Raw genomic sequence first — 18,723 nt, forward strand, 5'->3', positions numbered from 1 at the left:
GGGTCTCGGCTAGCCAGTTATTCGGCAGAAGTGTCGCAAATTTCTTCAATTTAATGAGGTTTCATTCCTTATAAAAAGGTAAAAATTCATGAAGGATAACCAAGATTTCTTTTTATAATCCCGGAGGGTCCATTCCTAACCCCATCTTGTATAAGGAAAAGCGAGTTTTCCTAAAGTTTACTCCTACGGGAATAGAGTGTGAAAGGGAGACCCCACAGGCGCAAAGGAGCGCCGAGAAGGCTTCCCGGACCTCACGCGGAAGGCGAATGCCCTATACATTCCAATCAACGTTAGCATTGTACTAACCCTCAAAAGATGCAGGTAAAATCAATTATGTCCACAAAAAACAACCCTCTTGGATAAGAGGGCTGCCTTACGTTTATTTTTTTGCTTTATTGATGTTAAAGGATTTCTTCGATTCATTTCCTGCAAGATCGGTCACCTTAAATTCAATCTTGTTGTTGCCAGTCTTAAGCGGCAGTTCCAAATCCTCTATCTTTTTCTTATAGGAACGCATTTTATATGGTTCCTTGAATTCATGATAGAATATTTCACTTCCGTTCAGGTAAAGGCGGATTTCATCGAAATTATCTTCTACCGTCACGTCCACTTTTGGATTCTTGCCTTTGAACCCCACAGTTTCCGGTACGCCTTTAACTTTTAAACCTGGCTTTGTTGCATCGACCATTATCGTCCTTTTAAAGGAAACCGTGTTATCCCATTTATCGGTTGCTTTAACCGTGAAGCTTTGGACACCATCTTCGAATTTCTTTTCATATGAGAATTCATATTTTTTATTCTTTTTGTTATACGTTGCAGGTACCGTTTTATTGTCGATTTTAAATTCCTTTATTTCCGACGCTTCTTCAATTTCTCCTGTTATTTTGATTTTATTTTTATTATTCACGCTCAAGGCTTCAGGACTCTTGATCTTTACAGCTGGTGCATGATTATCGATTGGAGCCGAATCACCGGCCAATTCGGTTTCAGCCGTTTTCTCATTACCTGCATAGTCGATTGCCACAACCTGAACCTTTTCGCCTTTTACATCAGGCAGGGTGAATTGTTTAGCATTCGCCGGGAGCGGCTCTTCCATGATGGATGCTCCATCGACTTGTACATCGTAATAAGCAAGCCCTGAACCATTTAAATTATCCTTACCTTGGATGGTTAAAACATTGCCTTTTTTCGAAATCTTGACCGCCGGCTTTACCGTATCGATTTTGATTGGCATTTTAACCGTCTGCCATTTTGCACCCTCGTAATCTATCATTGCTTTGATTTCAAAATAATAGACCCCATCCTTAGCGAGTGCATTATTGATTTTACCGTCCCATTTACGTGCCGGATCCAGCGTGTATGCGGTCCCTAGTCCGCCATCATAATAGTCCTTGCGTACATTATTCTCTGTGCGAAGTTTCCGGACTGATTTGTTATCACCATTCAATATATTGTATTCTACCTTTTTCGCATTCCTTAAGAATGATAGGACAGGCACGAAGTCATCCTGTGCACCATCACCATTTGGGGAAATCGCGATATTTTTGCCATTGAATGTTTTCCCCGCAGGGTCATAGCCAAGATACGTGAAATCTTCACCTGCTGTCGATACTCCTCCTGCCATGCCATAGAAAGATTCTTTGTCATATTTAGTGCCATCCAGGATTGGGGCTTTGTCCCACTCCCCTTTAAATCCTACATACGGTACATTCAGTTCCGGATTCGTATCGGCTGGATCCTTCAATGAAATGAACCCTTCAACAAAATAGCCGTTTGGAAACACCTTGTCAATATCCACAAGAGTTTGAAGGTCATCTCCAAGTACCTTTGCATCGGATATGTCCACTTTCACTTCGAATGTAATCGATTTTTTTGCAGGAACGGTAATCTTATTTGTATTTTTATTATTGATTTTAATCGAAGCGTTCTTAATTTCCTGTGCTTCCAGCTCGTTAGCGGTATAGCCCAGCTGTCCCTGGATTGCATAGTCTGTTTGGATATTTCCTTTTACATCATACTTGACTGCTTTGTTGCTGAAGTTTTCAACCTTTAAAGTAAAGGCGAACTTATTGCCGACCTCCTTCATGGCAACCTTCGCTTCTTTCGTGAATGCCTCGGTCACGACAGCAGGTGTGGACAATGCGGATTGCAGCTGCATGACCCCGGCTCCCTGCCTGCGAGGCGAATAAGGGTTTTTCCAGTCAAGTGCCTTATTGACGACTCCCTGATCCGTTAATGGTTTTGATGTATTCATCATCAGGTTCTTCGCTAAATTAGCCCGGGCCGATCCTTCTAATTTAAAGTCTTTATCCACTCTTTCAAGAACCAGTGCCGAGCCGCCGGAAACATGCGGCGCCGCCATCGAAGTACCGCTCATCATTCCATATTCATCATTGTTCAGCGTTGAATAAATTTGTCCGCCCGGAGCGGTGATTTCCGGTTTGAAATCCAAGTTCGGCGCGACTCCCCATGAACTGAATGAGCTCATTTTCCCTGCTTCTGGATTTACAGCTTTTGTTTTATCACCATTAAAGGTAATCGTCACCTTTTCGCCATCCGCTAAGGCCGCTTTCAGCTTTGCACCATCCGATTTCAACATGAACAGCTGGGGAATGGTGATGCTTGGATCTGTAGCCATGGAAATATATCCGTCAGCATTATTGTAAATTATGACTCCTGTCGCTCCTGCTGCCTGGGCATTTTGCGCCTTTTCTATAAAAGAAAGCGTGCCGCGCTCGATGAGGGCGAACTTGCCTTTAACATCCACTTTGGAAAGCTCCTCTGGCGTCCCAAGACCAGCCGACACCAATTCATGCGATTTATCCTTCAAGGCATTGGGATGTACGCTTGAAGCCGACATGAACGGAGCTTTTCCTGCCTGACCGTTTATTTCATAAGTCGCTGCATCCAAATCCATATAGTTATTCTCTACCGATGCCACTTGTACAGAATCGTAAGCAAGTCCTGGTGAACCTGAAACGCCAATGTCCGGGTTCGAGGCTGATGGGTTGGCAAATCCATTTCCAAAGTGTGCCGAGTTTCCTGCTGAAATCGACATGAGGATCCCATTATCAACAGCTCTGGATACCGCCTGCTGCTCCGGATCTTCTGCCGATACAAAGCCTGCAGTGGAGCCAAGGCTCATATTCAGCACGTCCGCCCCAAGAATGATGGCATCGTCAATCGCCTTAATATATATATCGCCCCATGTTGTCTGCATGTCGGGATCATTTCCGAAGACCTTTAATGCAAGCAGCTGGGCTTCAGGAGCAACCCCTTTAATGCCGCCATTCTCTTCATCTCCATTGGCTCCGGCCGTACCTGCCACATGCATTCCATGCATGGAAGCCTCTTCACCAAGGTCAAGGATTTCTTCATTTTCATCCATGTAATTGTATCCATAAGGAACCTTGGCCGTATAGTAATTGCCTAATAGATGGCTGGATTCCTTCATCGCGCTGATTTCACTTTCAGTCAGTTCAGCCTTATTCTCCTCGTTCAGGACCATATCACGGTGAGATGGGTCGATTCCAGTATCAATAATCCCGACGACCATCCCTTCCCCTTTATATCCATATTCCCGCCATGCTTCCTGGGCTTGGACAAGTTCTTTGCTATATAGCATGTCGGGTTTTTCTGCAGGACGTTCATATTCATTCGCTATATGTACTTCAGCAACTTCAGGCATGGCTTCCACCTTTTTGATCTCACCATACTGAAGTTCACCGCTGAATCCATTGACGACTGTCGTAAAACTTTCAAGTTCCTTGAAAGCTATTTTTTTCTCTTTCACCTTTTTTTTCAATTTCTTCTGAGTAGCTAGCTTTTCAGACTTTAATTGTTGTTTCTTATTTTTCGATAATTGTTTAAAAAGCTTCCCTTCTTTCGAAGCGGTTTCTATTGCCGGGGCTTCCTTCATCTCTACGATGACCCTGACCTTCTCATTGCTTTTGTATTTCTTCCCCAAGTCATTTTTCTTCAGCTTTATAATACTTTCCTGATTCTTCTTACCTGCACCGCCCGAGCCTGTCGGGGGATCTGGGAGCTTGGCTGCGGAAACGCTTGCAGTAAATACTAATAGAAAGATTGCTAGAATGGACAAGCTACGTTTGATCAATGAACTTTCCTCCTCTAAAATAAGCAATTTTTGGAATATTCTTACTGAGTATAAAAGTATCACAACTTTTGGGGTGATTTTAAGGGGTAATAGTCACTATTTTCCTATTTAGAACTAGGATTTTTTTATTATTTTTCATATTTTGCTGATTTACAAGATAAACGGCAAAAAGATGGTGATGTTAAACTAACATCACCCTTTTACTTCTAGTTTTTCATTCTTGGATCCAAGGCATCGCGCAGTCCATCCCCCATTAGGTTAAAGCCGAGTACTGTAAGCATGATCGCAAGCCCAGGGAAGAGAACCGTCCATGGTGCTTGAATGATGAACGCCCTGGAATCGGCGAGCATTTTTCCCCACTCTGGTGCTGGCGGCTGTGCACCGAGACCGAGAAAGCCGAGCGCTGCACATTCAATGATGGCAGTTGCAATCGCCAAGGTACCTTGAACGATAATCGGTGCAAGGCTATTCGGAAGGACGTGGTGAAGGAGAATGCGGCCATCCCCCATTCCAATTGCCTTTGCAGCCGTTACATATTCCTCTTCTTTCACCGTTAAGACCCGTGACCGTAAAAGCCGGCCGAATATCGGGACATTGACGATGGCGATGGCAATAAGTGCGTTGCGAAGGGAGGGCCCCAAAACGGCAACGACAGCAATGGCAAGCAAGATACTAGGAAAGGCCAGAATAATATCAAAGATCCTCGATATGATCGTATCTATCCACCTGCCGTAATAACCGGCAATGATCCCCAAAAAAGACCCAACCACAACAGATCCGGCAACAGATAAGAAGCCGACCCCTATTGAAATGCGCGAGCCATAAATGACCCTGCTCAAAATATCCCGGCCAAATTCATCCGTTCCGAACCAATGCTCCGCAGACGGGGCCAAATGTTTATCACTTAGCTTTTGCCCATCAAATGAATAAGGTGCTATAACGGGCGCGAAGATGGCGATTAAGATGAAAAATGAAACAATCCCCAGACCCACGATCGCTACCTTGTTTTTCTTAAAGCTTTTCCAGCCTTCCTTCCAGGGAGAGATGACTTTTTCCTCTGCCTCTTTTGGAGGAAGGATTGGCGGAGTATTCGTTGCTATTTCAGGCATGAGTTTCCCTCCCTATTTATATTTAATCCTAGGATCGATCGCTGCGTACAACAAGTCCACAACTAGATTAATCATGACAAACAAAAAGGCGATGACGAGAATTCCGGACTGTATCACCGGATAATCCCGAGATAGGATTGCATCATAAATATATGTACCGATACCTGGCCATCCAAAAATGTTTTCCGTTAATATGGCGCCGCCTAAAAGTAATCCTGTCTGCAGACCGATAACCGTCACCACTGGAATCAAGGCATTCTTAAAGGAATGCTTGTAAACAACCCAAAACATTTTCATTCCTTTAGCACGAGCCGTACGAATGAAATCCGATCTCATGACTTCCAGCATGGACGAACGTGTCATCCTTGCAATAATCGCCATCGGAATGGTAGCAAGCGCTAACCCCGGCAAAATAAGATGCTTAATCACCTCAAAAAACTGATCAACCCTGCCAGCCATGAGCGTATCTATCAAATACAGGCCGGTTATGGCCTCAACGGGATCCCTGATATTGTCCCGCCCTGTCGTCGGAAGTAAATCCCATTGAATTGAAATGATGTATTGCTCCATTAATCCCAGCCAGAAAATAGGCATGGACAAACCAATCAACGCAATCACCATGGCGACATAATCAAACCATGAGTTTTGAAACCAAGCTGATATTATCCCTGCATTCACGCCTATGACCACGGCGATGATCATCGCGATCAAGGCCAGTTCTATCGTGGCCATCAAGTATGGTCCAATTTCTTCAGAAACCGGACTATTCGTTTTTAACGAAACACCCAGGTCCCCCTTTAACAGGCCTGATAAGTAATCCCAAAATTGAATGAACCAAGGTTTATCCAGGCCAAGCTCCTTTGTCATCGCAGCGACTGCCTCTTCAGTTGCTTGCTGCCCTAAAATCACCTGTGCTGGATTTCCAGGAATTGCCCGTATCATCATGAACACAATAAACGCCATTCCGAGTAACACCGGAATGAGAGATCCTAAACGTCGTACGGTATAGGAAAACAAAACAATCACCCGCCTTTTAAATAAGGGTCCTTCGAAGCGCCCTCGATCATTTTGAAATGCATTCCATAACAAAACCGGGAAGCATGCAAGACTCCATACTACCCGGTTCGTACGGTTAATTTTCTAGAGAAACATTAACAAGGGATTGTGAACCAGTTGGATGTGGAACAAACCCTTTGACCGTCTTAGATCCGGCTAACTGCGGTAAAGAGTGTACAAGCGGAACCCATGGAGCTTCATCATGGATGATTTCCTGGGCTTTTCCGTACAACTCATTACGCTTGGCTTCATCTGCCGTGGACTGGGCTTCGATCAGCAATTCATGGACTTCATCGTTTGCATAACGGGCATAGTTGTTGGAGCCGATATTATCTTTATCCAATAATGTATAAAGGAAGTTATCTGCATCTCCATTATCGCCTGTCCAGCCCATCATGAAGGATTGGGCCTCACCAGCCTGCACTTTCTCTAAATATGCAGCCCATTCGTACGAAACGATATTCGCTTCGATGCCGACTTGTTTTAGGCTTGCTTGAATGGCTTCAGCCACTTTTTGACCATCCGGCATATATGGGCGCGGTACCGGCATTGCCCATAGATCCATTTTAAATCCATCTTCAAGTCCAGCTTTTTTCAGCAGTTCTTTCGCTTTTTCCACATCGTAATCATAGTCTTCGATTTTGTCATTGTAGCCAGAAACGGATGGAGGCATAGGATTCTTGGCAGGCTCTGCTGTGCCTTCATAAAAATTATCAATGATTTCCTTTTTGTTGATCAAATGCGAGATGGCTTGACGCACTTCTTTCTTGTCGAATGGTGCTTTCTCAACATTGAAAGCAAAGTACCCGACGTTCATGGATGCACGTTCGAATATTTGCAGTTTTTCATCTCCTGTAACCTTACTGATATCACTTGGGTTCAACCCGTCCATCAGGTCTATTTCACCCTTGATTGCAGCATTTAAACGTGCAGAGTTATCTTTAATGACCTTAAACGTGACTCCATCAAGTTTAGGCAGTCCATCTTGCCAATAGTCATCGTTTTTCACCACTTCAATCGTATCGCCAGGTTTCCATGATTTGAACTTAAAAGGACCTGTACCAGATGGGTTTTTAGTGAAGTCGTCACCCTCTTTTTCAATTCCATCAGGACTGGCAATAGCAAATGTAGGCATCGCAAGGTTTTTCAGGAACGGCGCCTGCGGACGGTTCAAAGTGAATTCCACCGTGCTGGCATCGATCGCTTTTACTTCTTTGATAACATGACCTTCATCACCTTCAAATCCTCCGAACATGGAGGCATAGTACGCAAATTTCCCTTCATCCTTACTTTTTGCCCATCGTTGAAAGTTTTTTACGACCGCATCTGCATTGAAATCCGTACCATCATGGAACTTGATTCCGGTTTCCAATTTGAATGTGTATGTTTTCGCGTCATCGGAGACTTCCCATGACTTTGCAAGACCCGGTTTGATTTCCGTATCATCTTCCCCATATTTCACAAGCGTTTCAAAAATCTGCTGAGTGACGATGAATGATTCCCCATCGGTTACGATAGCCGGGTCAAGACCGACAGCATCTCCGCCTTTACCGTATATCAATACGCCGCCCTTCGCTTCACTAGATCCCCCTTTACCATCATCTTTCTCTTTTGATGTAGACGAGGAGCATCCCGCAAGCGCTAGCGAAAGAGCCAGGATACCAGTCAGCAACAATGCCAATGTTTTCTTCATATTCTTCCCCCTTATTATTTGCGAATTTATGTATACGTCGTGTCAATTGTATAGATGACAAGCAACGTAGTGACCAGGTTTATGTTCAGTCAGGATTGGCTTGTCCGTATTGCATTCTGCCATCGCCTTCGGACATCTTGTATGGAATGGACAGCCGCTGGGCGGGTTTGATGGGCTTGGAACATCTCCCTGCAGGATTACCCTGTCCCCCTTATATTCCACATCCGGAATGGGCACGGCCGATAATAAAGCCTGCGTATATGGGTGAAGCGGATTTTCATAAAGTCCTTCACTTTCCGTCAATTCAACAATATGTCCAAGATACATCACACCGACACGGTCGGAGATATGCCTTACCACTCCAAGATCATGAGCAATGAACAAGTAGGTCAAATCAAAATCTTCCTGCAAATCCTGCAACAGATTCAAGACCTGGGCCTGAATCGATACATCCAGTGCAGATACCGGCTCATCGGCAATGATCAGTTTAGGGTTGACTGCAAGTGCCCTCGCGATGCCAATACGCTGCCGCTGGCCTCCGCTGAATTGGTGCGGATACCTTTTAGCATGGTAACTGCTTAAGCCGACGACCTTAAGAAGTTCCTGTACACGGGCCTTCCGCGCCTTTTTATCTTTAACCCCGTGGACAATGAGCGGTTCTTCCAAAATTTTTTCAATAGTATGCCTGGGATTGAGGGAGGCGAATGGGTCCTGGAAGACCATCTGCATTTCACGGCGCATCTTTCTCATTTCACTGGAAGATAAAGCAGTCAGGTCCTTTCCTTCGAAATAAACATTGCCCTCGCTCGGCTCAAGCAATCGAAGCAATAATCTTCCCGTCGTAGACTTTCCGCAACCGCTTTCACCGACAAGTCCCAAGGTTTCCCCTTTATAAATGGAAAAAGACAAACCATCGACTGCCTTGACCTCTCCAATGGTCTTTCCCAGAACCCCTCCTTTTATCGGAAAATGCTTCTTTAGGTTTTCTACCTTAACCAATGTTTGATTCATGCAAGGAAGCTCCTTTCCCATCTTCATACAGCCAGCAGCGAACATGCTGACCCTCATCGAATTCCAGTAGAGACGGGGTCTCATTCATACATTGCTCCATGGCATGGGAGCAGCGGGGTGCAAACTGGCACCCGAGGTTGCTTGTCCCAGGTTTTGGCACATTACCCGGTATCGAGTATAGGCGCTCTTTCTTTATTCGCATATCGGGAATCGACTGAAGTAAACCAACCGTATAAGGATGCTTAGGGTTTTGGAAAATCGTTTGCACATTTCCTTCCTCAATCACCTTGCCGGCATACATGACAATGACACGTTCACACATTTGCGCCACTACCCCAAGATCATGGGTAATCATCATGATTGCCGTGTCTGTTTCTTTATTTAAATTCTTCATTAACTCCAGGATTTGTGCCTGGATCGTCACATCCAATGCCGTTGTCGGTTCATCGGCTATAAGGAGTTTCGGCTCACAAATCATGGCCATCGCTATCATGACCCTTTGTCTCATTCCGCCAGAAAGCTGATGCGGATACTCTTTGAGCAATTCCTCGGCACGGCCAAGCCCAACCAGCTTCAACATTTCCACAGCTCTATTTCGTGCCTGCTTTTTATTCCATTTTTTATGTATCCGAAGCGTCTCGACCAACTGCTCGCCAATAGTGAATACGGGATTCAAGCTTGTCATCGGTTCTTGAAATATCATCGCTATATCATTCCCGCGAATTTTTCTCATTTTTGCTTCAGAGGCATTTGCGATGTTTTCTCCTTTAAAAAGGATTTCCCCCTCCACCTTACCAGCCGGTGAAGAAACCAAACCCATGATGGACAGAGAAGTTACGCTTTTTCCGCATCCAGATTCTCCTACAATCCCTAAAACCTCACCAGGATTGACATGAAAGTCGATTGAATTCACGACAGGGATCACCCCATCGTCCGTACGAAAACTGGTTCGAAGCCCATTAACCTTAATAATTGGTTCGTCCATCAAATCACTTCCTATATATAACTTATTTTCCATTATATTATTGGGTTTATTATTGCATCAAAATTAAAATATTACAATATATTTTCTAAAAATTCTAATTTAACAGAATTATTTTTTATTTTTTTCTATTTACACATATTTTGGCACAAAAAAAAGACTGCTTATTTGCAGTCATTCCAAGGGGGAAATCATATAACACGATTTTTTTGAGGGTAAATCGGGGTTTCCTGCGGAGAAGAAGCTATATTAGCTTAGGGGAATGAATGGATGAAAAATAATTCTATATACTACTGCGAAGTTTTATAAAAAATTCATGTAATTCTATGCATTGGTTATTCATTATGGTCATATAAATACTTTTATTGTGTTTCGAATTTAGATCTTACATTTTAAAACAATTCTTTATTAAGCAAGCTAGCATGCCCAACCTTCAAGTAACACTATAAACCAATATGTTCAAAATCCTTGGGCTTACCATCATTTTGTTTAGTTCCGATGAATTGAACCCTCTCGGCGACCACTTCAGTTACATATACATATTTACCCTCCTGATTTTCATATCTCCTTGTTTGTATTCGGCCAGTTATGCCGATTATGGCTCCTTTTTTACAATATTGAGCAGTATTTTCAGCCGACTTTTTCCATATGATACACTGTACAAAGTCTGCCTCATAGTTACCGACAGTATTACGGAAGTTCCGGTTGACTGCTAATGTGATATTGGAAACAGCCTTGCCATCGGGTGTGTATCTTAATTCTGGATCTTTCGTAAGCCTGCCGACGAGGGTAACTTGGTTAATCATTTTTTCACTCCTTCCTCTTCAATTGCTTTAATCATACGCTTTCTTCCATCGATTAAAAAATGGAGGAAATGATCTTATTACACCATTTTTCTTCATAAAAAGACGTTTGGATTGGTGCAAAAACACTTTTTATTGTTTAAAATCAGGTAAAAAACGAATAGTTAACAAAATTAAATATTTTGCAAATTTTTATTCCATCCTTCATAATTTAGACAAATGTTGGGTTTTCATTTCATTAAGAGACTTCTTTTTAGTATGATATAATTACCTTTAAAAGGATTAATCGATATGTACCCTTTCAAAAATTTACGTTTAAGAGAGGTAATCGCCGCTCTTTCTTGCAAGAAACGGAGGAATTAGATGAAATCATTCAAATTGATCTCGTTGCAAATTGTTACTGAAAATTTAAACTTGATTGATATTGCATTAACAGATGGATTGATTATAAATAAAGAAAACGACGCTAGATCATGGTTACTGGAAGCCTTTGTCGAAGAAAAACATTTCAAAGAGCTTGAACCCTCACTTCCCGATATAGACGGAGAGGTGTATATCCAGGCAGTCATTACCAAAAAGGACAATGAACCGGCTTTGTTTCAAACTGTCTTACGTACAATAAGAAAAGTGGGCAATCACTATAGCCTTTTATTCGTTGGTCATATCCAAAAAACACGGAGCAAATATGCAGAACTCCTTCTAGAAGATTTGGTCCAAAAGGGTCTCGTCGGCGATGAACTTATAAAAGAGTTCAAGCAAAAAATCCGCTCAAAGCCTAAATTAGCAACTAATAAATAAAAAACCTTCCCTTAATTTCCATCCCCTAATCGAATGCACATAAAAAAGACTGACTTAGACGGATAAGGATATTAATCCTCTTTTGCCTAAGCAGTCTTTCTCATTCTGTGCTAATTACTTATTTTTGTCGTCATTTTTATCAGGGTCTTCAATCAAGTCATCGGCATCATTATCGACGTTATTATCGTCATTTTCAAGCAATCCATCATCATTACCGTTCATGCCGTTATCATCCGTACCATTGTTATCATCTGTACCGTTGTTATCATCTTCAATGATGTTGTTATCTTCTTCTGGTGCAGGATTGTTGTTGTCATCATTATCCGTTCCACATCCAGCAAGGAACATAATAGATAATAAAGATCCCCCAAGTAGTGCAAAAATTTTCTTCATCATTTTTGGCAACCTCCCTTCTTTCTTTATCATTAGGTATTTTGCCCGAATGTGAAAATAACTTGCGTCCTATTTTAAATTTAAAAAGAAAATCTGCTTTTTGGAATTAAACATTAAAAAATGCCGGACATAATAATGTCCGGCATTCAAAGGGAGAATAGAAAGATCTAAAAACCGCTCTTGCTTTAAAAAAGCAATGCAGTGCTATTTATATACACCGCTTCACGATTCCTTAAACCACTTTTTGAAAACATATAGTTAAAACATTCCATTCCCATCACGGAAAAAGAATCTTATTTGTCACCAAAGGCAAACATGATATCGGCCTCACATGCTGTTTCCCCATCAACCGTCGCCACCGCTTTCCCTTTACCCATTGACCCTCTCATACGCACTATTTCCACTTCCAGACGCAGCTGATCACCTGGTTTAACTTGCTTTTTAAAGCGGCAATTATCAATCCCAGCGAAAAATGCAAGCCGGCCTTTATATTCTTCTTGTTTCAAGACGGCTACAGCGCCAACCTGCGCTAAGGCCTCTACAATTAAAACTCCAGGCATAACTGGATAATCGGGGAAATGGCCATTAAAGAATTCTTCATTTGCCGAGACATTCTTCAATCCAACCGCTCTTTTCCCTTCATCAATTTCTATGATCCGATCGACTAATAAGAATGGGTAACGATGCGGAATAATTTCCTTTATTTGTGTGATATCAAGCATACTTGTTCCTCCTATGACTTAAATATTTCAAACATAACGTAAACTCGCCCCTGTCATCTAGACAGAGGCGTAGTTGCCATGAAATATAAATCCGTTAACGACAGCAACTACTTCAAAAAAACATGGAACTACGCGCCCTTGTTCACTATATCAAAAATATGGGTCCATGTGGATTTTTGGAAAACATCCATTGCATGTCCTCCGCCAATCACACTATATCCTAATAGTGCCCCGGATAATACAGCAATGAAAATCAATCCGATAACAATGAGTAAACGAAGCCAAATTGGCAAAAGACGGACCTTGATCCTACGATTCGGTTTCGCCTCAACTTCCTTTATCTCTTCTTCAATTTGTTGTCTCATTACACGATTTTGTTCCATATAGAATGTGAAAGCTCCTTTTAAGAAAACTCGCCGACTGATATCCCCGATACGCCAGAAATTCAGCAGCTATGCAAAATGGTCGGCACGAATGATTTCTCTTGTTATGAATTCATTATAACCGATTTGCTCTAATTCCGCAGGGAGACATTTTATTTACCAGTTACCTTAACGGATTCCATTGACTAATCCGCTCATTTGATCAGCCATCGTTACCGCCCTGGATTGAAATTGGTAAGACCGCTGAACATTGATTAGATCCGTCATTTCTTTGGAAAGATCGACATTTGAGGACTCCAGAGTACCTTGACGGACTGCTGCCTGGTTGCGGGAATCCCCTGTTAATGCAGTCATGATATCGTCTTCCGTAACACCCAAGGCATTGAAGTTTTTGGGCAGGCCAAGTAAATTCCCGCCTAGCCGGTCAAGAAATTGCGGTTTCTTTACCGAGACTATTCCGAGCCCAAAACTCTTTTCGCCATATTCTTCCGTATCCACTATCAATAAGCCTTTTTCCGAAATCTTAATGTCTTTAATATTTCCCTCTATGAGGATCGGTTCACCATTTTCATCAAGTACTTTATGTCCAGCAGAGGTGACAAGCATCATTTGGTCGTTAGCATTAGGGGATAAATAAAAGGCACCATCCCTTGTAAGCCTTGTATGGACCCCATTATCGTCCTGAACGCTTACGGTGAAGAACTGGTCATCTCGGGTGAATGCGGCATCAAGGTTGCGGTCCGTCGTCTTTAAGGCACCCTGTGAAAGCACCAATTGAGATTGGCTTATCATTGCACCTGTTCCCTGCCGGATGCCAGGTGCGGTCAACCTTCCTTTTTCCTTGGTCTCACTCGGTTGATTATTGAAACTCTGTGTCAATAAGTCATTGAAACTCGTTTGGGTCTTTTTGTAGGCTGTCGTGTCCACATTCGCGATATTATTACTTATTTGATCGATTTTACTTTGAAGCTGGTTCAGCGTATTCGTCGCCGTCATCATCGTCCGGTTCATGGTTTTTCCCCTTACAGTTCAAATTTCCGAATTTCACCTACTGCTCAATTAAAGCCTGCCAACTTCATTGACCGCTTTATCCAAACTTTTATCATAGGCTTGAAGCACCTTCTGACTCGCTTCAAAAGAGCGGTATGCCGACATCATTTCTGTCATCGTTCTCGATTGGTCAACATTGGAGCCTTCAAGAAAGCCCTGCTCAGTGGAAAAACTGACATCCGCAGCCGCGTATGCGCTAGGTAAATCCCCATCATTCACAGCCTTATATAGGCCTTCGCCATCTTTCATGAGCTGTAATGACGGATCATCCGAATAACCGATCCCCAAACGTGCGGTTTGAACATTTCCCTCTAAAATAACACCGTTTTCCGCTACTGTGAATCGATCGCTATCAAGCTGGATCTTTTCATTATTTTCGCTCAATACATAATGACCGGACGGCGTAGTCAGATAACCTTGCCCATCCAGGGTGAAACTGCCGTTACGCGTATAACGGATAGCACCATCGCCATCCTGGACAGTAAAAAACACCGAGCCTTGCCGACCCGTTTCCTCATTGATCGGTAGGTTTTCATCAACAAGGGAAATATCCGTATTAAGCTGGGTTTCTTCCAATGTGCCCTGTGTAAATAAAGGATTCGCCTCCTGTACGTAAACACCCGTACTGAGCCCCCCAACCTGGGAAAAGTTAGACATGCTCAATTTGCTCTCCGTGGGAACCGTTTCACCACCCATGCTGCTTATGAGCATTTCCGGAAAAGACCTTACACTCAATTGATCCGCTTTATACCCTGTTGTATTCGCATTGGACATATTGTTTGTGAGTAATTCCGTGCGCCTTTGCTGTGCAAGCATCCCGGAAGCAGCCGTATAAAAACCTCTTAACATCTTCTTCACTCCCCAATCTACATAACTTATCCGTTCAATATCTCATATCTATCTTATCGGTCATGAACATCAGTATCTTAAGGAAAAGGAGAAGCATTAGGCAGAAGAATTTGTCATATCATAGGCTAGGTCAAATTTAAAGGAATGGTGTTAAATTCTCGACTAAAAGAAGAGGGCCTATTGCTCATCAGTACTGGAACTGCACGCACTTTCACTATGCCTCACGTTTGTCTGAACCTTAGACCCCTATCTTATGATGCGGATTTCCACCCGCTTTTTAGTTGAATTTGTGCCGTGGCAATTTATCCATATTATCAAGCATGATACCGGTTCCGATTGCTACACAATCCATCGGCTGCTCGGCAACGAGCACTGGGACCTTAAGTTCTTCAGCAAGAAGTAAATCAATCCCGTGAAGCAAGGCTCCCCCGCCTGTTAAAATGACGCCGCGGTCGATGATATCAGCAGAAAGTTCTGGCGGCGTCCGCTCAAGTACGCTTTTTGCAGCTTGTACAATGATGGAAACCTGCTCGCGAAGAGCCTCCTCAATTTCTTCAGAATTGACCGAAATGGTTCTAGGCAATCCCGATACCATATCACGCCCACGGATATCGATGACTTCATTACGAGATCCAGGGAAGACGGTTGCAACCTGGATTTTAATGTTCTCCGCTGTACGTTCACCAATCAGGAGCTTATACTTCCGCTTGATATAATGTAATATTTCATTATCGAATTTGTCACCGGCCATTTTAATGGATGAAGATGTAACGATATCCCCCATTGAAAGAACGGCAATATCCGTTGTACCCCCGCCAATGTCCACGACCATATTGCCGCTTGGCTGAAAAATATCCATACCGGCACCGATTGCAGCCACTTTCGGCTCTTCTTCAAGGTATACTTTCTTCCCGCCGCTTTTTTCGGCAGCTTCTTTAATCGCCTTTTGTTCGACACTTGTTATGTTGGTCGGGCAGCAAATTAAAATTCTAGGCTTTGAAAGGAAGCCTTTCACATTCAATGTATTGATAAAATGCTTAAGCATCGATTCTGTTACATCGAAATCTGCAATGACACCGTCTTTTAAAGGACGGATTGCGATGATGTTTCCTGGAGTACGGCCTACCATTTTTCGAGCTTCTTCCCCGACGGCAAGAACACGGTTCGTATTCTTATCAATCGCCACTACCGAAGGCTCATTTAACACAATTCCTTTACCTTTGACATGTATAAGAACATTGGCTGTTCCAAGATCTATCCCAATATCTCTAGCAAACATTTCTTAAATCCTCCTTGAATATCCTCACATATAACCTACTTCTGTCCTAATTGTTTATTTTACCATATTGCATTGACACAAGTAAGTATGAATTATAAATAAACACTAATACAGACTATTATTTCCTATTTTGACAATATGTAAAAAAAATCAATGCCTTATGCACTACCTTACCTTATTTCCCCATAAAAAAATTCCGGCATGGAACCGCAATCAAGGTTAAGAAAAAGCTGACACTCACTTTCATGTCCCCTTATTCATTCCCCGATAGCCCGATTCACTTCCAATTGCCGGAATGATTCAAGTATCATTTAACGATTTCTTCTTCTCTTTCAGAACGTTTGTATTTTAATTTTGTCGCTTCTCCACCTCTAAGGTGACGAATGGATTTATGATAATCCAATATATCCTTCACTTCGTTAGCCAAATCAGGATTAATTTCTGGCAGCCTCTCAGTTAAGTCTTTATGCACTGTGCTTTTAGAGACTCCGAACTCTTTTGCAATGACGCGGACTGTTTTTCTAGTTTCCACGATATACTTTCCTATCTTGATAGTTCTTTCTTTGATGTAATCGTGCACACCACTCGACCTCCCCAAATTGGATGTGAGAAGTGTGAAATGAGATTCGTATTTTTCGAATCGAATACCGCTGCCCTATAAACAATGAAAGATAGAATTATTCACCTATTAGATAATTTGTAATAAACGATTCCTCACCTCAAACACTCTCTTTGCATGGTTTATAACATCTTATTAGCTTGGTTAAGAATATATGCCTAATGGGACAGGAGGTTTGGATATATTTCTGATTTTCATCTGTTTATTTTCATTAAACGTAAATTATTTCCCGAGAAATTTGTCAGAAATTCAAAGGTTTCAGCATATTGGACAATATTTCCCCGAAAGAAAAAAAGAAGCCGTTCAAAGTGAACGGCCTCCTTTTACCAAATTTTCAGTTGTTGTCATTCGTAACGCTCTAGGTTTTTGTTTTGATTTTATTAAAAATCTTAATCTTAATTAGATTGATTTAACGAATCTTTTAAGGAATCGCTTTCTTCAGTTGTATCTTCACCAGGGACAGAGCCTTCCTCATCAGTGCCACTCTCTAAATCAGTGCTCTCGTCAGTTTCGTCAACTGCAGGTGTTTCTTCTTTGTCAGCTTCAGATCCTTCGACTGCAGGTGTTTCTTCTTTATCAGCTTCGGCATCAGTTGCAGATTGGATCGCAGAAGCTTGTTTATCAACAAAATCAAGTGGGTTTAACGCAATGTTATCTTTTCTGATTTCGAAGTGGACATGTACGCCAGCCTCTTCATTGATTTGGCTTTTTCCGGCTGTAGCTATTGCTTGTCCTTGTTTCACTTTGTCACCGACTGCAACCTTAATGTCTTTAACAGATTGATAACGAGTAACAACGCCATCTTCATGCTCTACTTCAACTAAATTTCCAAGTAACGCATCGTCTTGGACTTTCGTTACATTTCCACTTAAGGAAGCTTTTACATCGAAAGACTTTCCATCTTCCATTGCAATGTCTATACCTTTGTTTTGCTCATATCTATTGTTGTAGAAAACCAATGCTTCTTCTTGTGCCTTTTCATCCGCATTCACATCATAAAACTGTTTCTTGATAACCGATTTGTCTGCATCGGCTACAGGCATCTTGATTGTCTCAAGATTGCTATTAACCTCTACAGAAGGTTCACCATAGTTTTTTCCTGTTTCAGCCGATTCCTCTTTGCCATCTTTAGCTGAATCATCAAAACTATTTTGTAATAAGAAGGCCGCGGCTAAGATTATGGCTGCACTTGCGATATAGATTGCTGATAATGCCCAACGTTGTTTTAGTATACGTCGGATTGTGGAAGTTGGTTTCTTTTCTTCCTCTCTCATATTAATCACCTCAGCAATCATTCTGAACATTTTGTTAAAATTATATACATTTTGGAAAAAATTTTTTTTTGGATTTATTTTGTGGAAATGAAACCGATTTTATTCGTAGAATGGTAAAATGTTTGGTATCTTACTGTTGAAGGATGTTTAAATCATGAAAAAAGCTTTTAAACTTGTGTTAACGTCATTGCCTTTTCTATATATGATTGCCATTTGGATAATGTCGAGCAACCCCGATGATATGATTCTTGATCTTCCCTCATCCTCATTTGACCGATTTATCAAAGAGGCACTTCATCTGGTCGAATTTGCCCTTTTGTATATATTATTTGTTTCGGCACTTGCTGCACACCAAAAACTGAGACCTGGTTTAAGCCTGTTGGCTGCCCTTGTAGCTTGCCTTTATGGAGTGATTGATGAATACCATCAATCTTTCGTCCCGTACCGCTCCTCTAGCTTAATAGATGTCATTAAAGATATCATTGGAGTAGCTGCAGTTTATTTTCATGTCCAATATCATTATTTCAAGCGTAAACGGGGCTTTTTGACCTTTATAGAAAAATTAAACGAAAAGAAATGAGAGAT

17 protein-coding genes are annotated in these 18,723 nt (G+C 42.1%); 2 read left to right on the forward strand and 15 right to left on the reverse strand.

Annotated elements, in window-relative coordinates; translation table 11 throughout:
• Nucleotides 1-379: 379 nt before the first annotated feature.
• The 7 genes from MKX49_RS24620 to ssb all read right to left on the reverse strand — a co-directional run bounded on the left by MKX49_RS24620 (nucleotide 380) and on the right by ssb (nucleotide 10,774).
• Nucleotides 380-4,117, reverse strand: coding sequence for a S8 family serine peptidase (locus MKX49_RS24620; protein ID WP_340878136.1), 3,738 nt, complete (start codon nucleotides 4,115-4,117; stop codon nucleotides 380-382).
• Nucleotides 4,118-4,323: 206 nt separating this feature from the next.
• Complete coding sequence (locus MKX49_RS24625; protein ID WP_340878137.1) at nucleotides 4,324-5,226, reverse strand: ABC transporter permease; 903 nt, start codon at nucleotides 5,224-5,226, stop codon at nucleotides 4,324-4,326.
• Between the two features lie 12 nt (nucleotides 5,227-5,238).
• Nucleotides 5,239-6,243 (reverse strand): ABC transporter permease, encoded by a 1,005-nt coding sequence (locus tag MKX49_RS24630; RefSeq protein ID WP_133351499.1) that lies wholly within the window; start codon nucleotides 6,241-6,243, stop codon nucleotides 5,239-5,241.
• Between the two features lie 115 nt (nucleotides 6,244-6,358).
• On the reverse strand, nucleotides 6,359-7,975 hold the full coding sequence (locus tag MKX49_RS24635) for an ABC transporter substrate-binding protein (protein WP_057278170.1): 1,617 nt from the start codon (nucleotides 7,973-7,975) through the stop codon (nucleotides 6,359-6,361).
• Nucleotides 7,976-8,017: 42 nt separating this feature from the next.
• The gene (locus MKX49_RS24640) at nucleotides 8,018-8,986 is read right to left on the reverse strand and encodes an ABC transporter ATP-binding protein (protein ID WP_057278171.1); all 969 of its coding nucleotides are present in this window, start codon (nucleotides 8,984-8,986) and stop codon (nucleotides 8,018-8,020) included.
• On the reverse strand, nucleotides 8,967-9,971 hold the full coding sequence (locus tag MKX49_RS24645; RefSeq protein WP_152908346.1) for an ABC transporter ATP-binding protein: 1,005 nt from the start codon (nucleotides 9,969-9,971) through the stop codon (nucleotides 8,967-8,969). Before MKX49_RS24645 ends, MKX49_RS24640 begins: the two co-directional genes overlap by 20 nt.
• 440 nt (nucleotides 9,972-10,411) lie before the next feature.
• The gene (gene ssb / locus MKX49_RS24650) at nucleotides 10,412-10,774 is read right to left on the reverse strand and encodes a single-stranded DNA-binding protein (RefSeq protein ID WP_214811232.1); all 363 of its coding nucleotides are present in this window, start codon (nucleotides 10,772-10,774) and stop codon (nucleotides 10,412-10,414) included.
• Nucleotides 10,775-11,134: 360 nt separating this feature from the next.
• On the opposite strand from ssb, the gene MKX49_RS24655 reads away from it, so the two are divergent.
• A complete protein-coding gene (locus tag MKX49_RS24655) occupies nucleotides 11,135-11,569 on the forward strand; it encodes a YwpF family protein (protein ID WP_034315749.1) in 435 nt (144 codons plus the stop codon).
• A 114-nt stretch (nucleotides 11,570-11,683) separates the two neighbouring features.
• Here MKX49_RS24655 and MKX49_RS24660 read toward each other — a convergent pair whose 3' ends face one another.
• The 8 genes from MKX49_RS24660 to MKX49_RS24695 form a co-directional block, all read right to left on the reverse strand.
• Nucleotides 11,684-11,965, reverse strand: a complete 282-nt coding sequence (locus MKX49_RS24660) for a hypothetical protein (RefSeq protein WP_251540651.1) — start codon at nucleotides 11,963-11,965, stop codon at nucleotides 11,684-11,686.
• A gap of 290 nt (nucleotides 11,966-12,255) precedes the next feature.
• A complete protein-coding gene (gene fabZ / locus MKX49_RS24665; RefSeq protein WP_034315755.1) occupies nucleotides 12,256-12,684 on the reverse strand; it encodes a 3-hydroxyacyl-ACP dehydratase FabZ in 429 nt (142 codons plus the stop codon).
• A gap of 128 nt (nucleotides 12,685-12,812) precedes the next feature.
• Nucleotides 12,813-13,067: a DNA-directed RNA polymerase subunit beta gene (locus tag MKX49_RS24670; protein WP_053087418.1), complete on the reverse strand. Its 255-nt coding sequence runs from the start codon at nucleotides 13,065-13,067 to the stop codon at nucleotides 12,813-12,815.
• A 168-nt stretch (nucleotides 13,068-13,235) separates the two neighbouring features.
• Nucleotides 13,236-14,078, reverse strand: coding sequence for a flagellar hook-basal body protein (locus MKX49_RS24675; RefSeq protein ID WP_340878138.1), 843 nt, complete (start codon nucleotides 14,076-14,078; stop codon nucleotides 13,236-13,238).
• A 48-nt stretch (nucleotides 14,079-14,126) separates the two neighbouring features.
• Complete coding sequence (locus MKX49_RS24680; RefSeq protein WP_323596360.1) at nucleotides 14,127-14,966, reverse strand: flagellar hook-basal body protein; 840 nt, start codon at nucleotides 14,964-14,966, stop codon at nucleotides 14,127-14,129.
• A gap of 277 nt (nucleotides 14,967-15,243) precedes the next feature.
• Nucleotides 15,244-16,245, reverse strand: a complete 1,002-nt coding sequence (locus tag MKX49_RS24685; protein WP_048685812.1) for a rod shape-determining protein — start codon at nucleotides 16,243-16,245, stop codon at nucleotides 15,244-15,246.
• Between the two features lie 307 nt (nucleotides 16,246-16,552).
• A complete protein-coding gene (spoIIID, locus tag MKX49_RS24690) occupies nucleotides 16,553-16,825 on the reverse strand; it encodes a sporulation transcriptional regulator SpoIIID (protein ID WP_034315767.1) in 273 nt (90 codons plus the stop codon).
• Between the two features lie 434 nt (nucleotides 16,826-17,259).
• On the reverse strand, nucleotides 17,260-18,138 hold the full coding sequence (locus tag MKX49_RS24695; RefSeq protein WP_340878614.1) for a M23 family metallopeptidase: 879 nt from the start codon (nucleotides 18,136-18,138) through the stop codon (nucleotides 17,260-17,262).
• A gap of 154 nt (nucleotides 18,139-18,292) precedes the next feature.
• On the opposite strand from MKX49_RS24695, the gene MKX49_RS24700 reads away from it, so the two are divergent.
• Entirely contained in the window at nucleotides 18,293-18,718 is a 426-nt protein-coding gene (locus tag MKX49_RS24700) for a VanZ family protein (protein WP_340878140.1), read from the forward strand.
• Nucleotides 18,719-18,723 lie beyond the last annotated feature (5 nt).

Source organism: Peribacillus sp. FSL M8-0224 (genome assembly GCF_038003055.1).
GTDB classification, from domain to species: domain Bacteria; phylum Bacillota; class Bacilli; order Bacillales; family DSM-1321; genus Peribacillus; species Peribacillus frigoritolerans.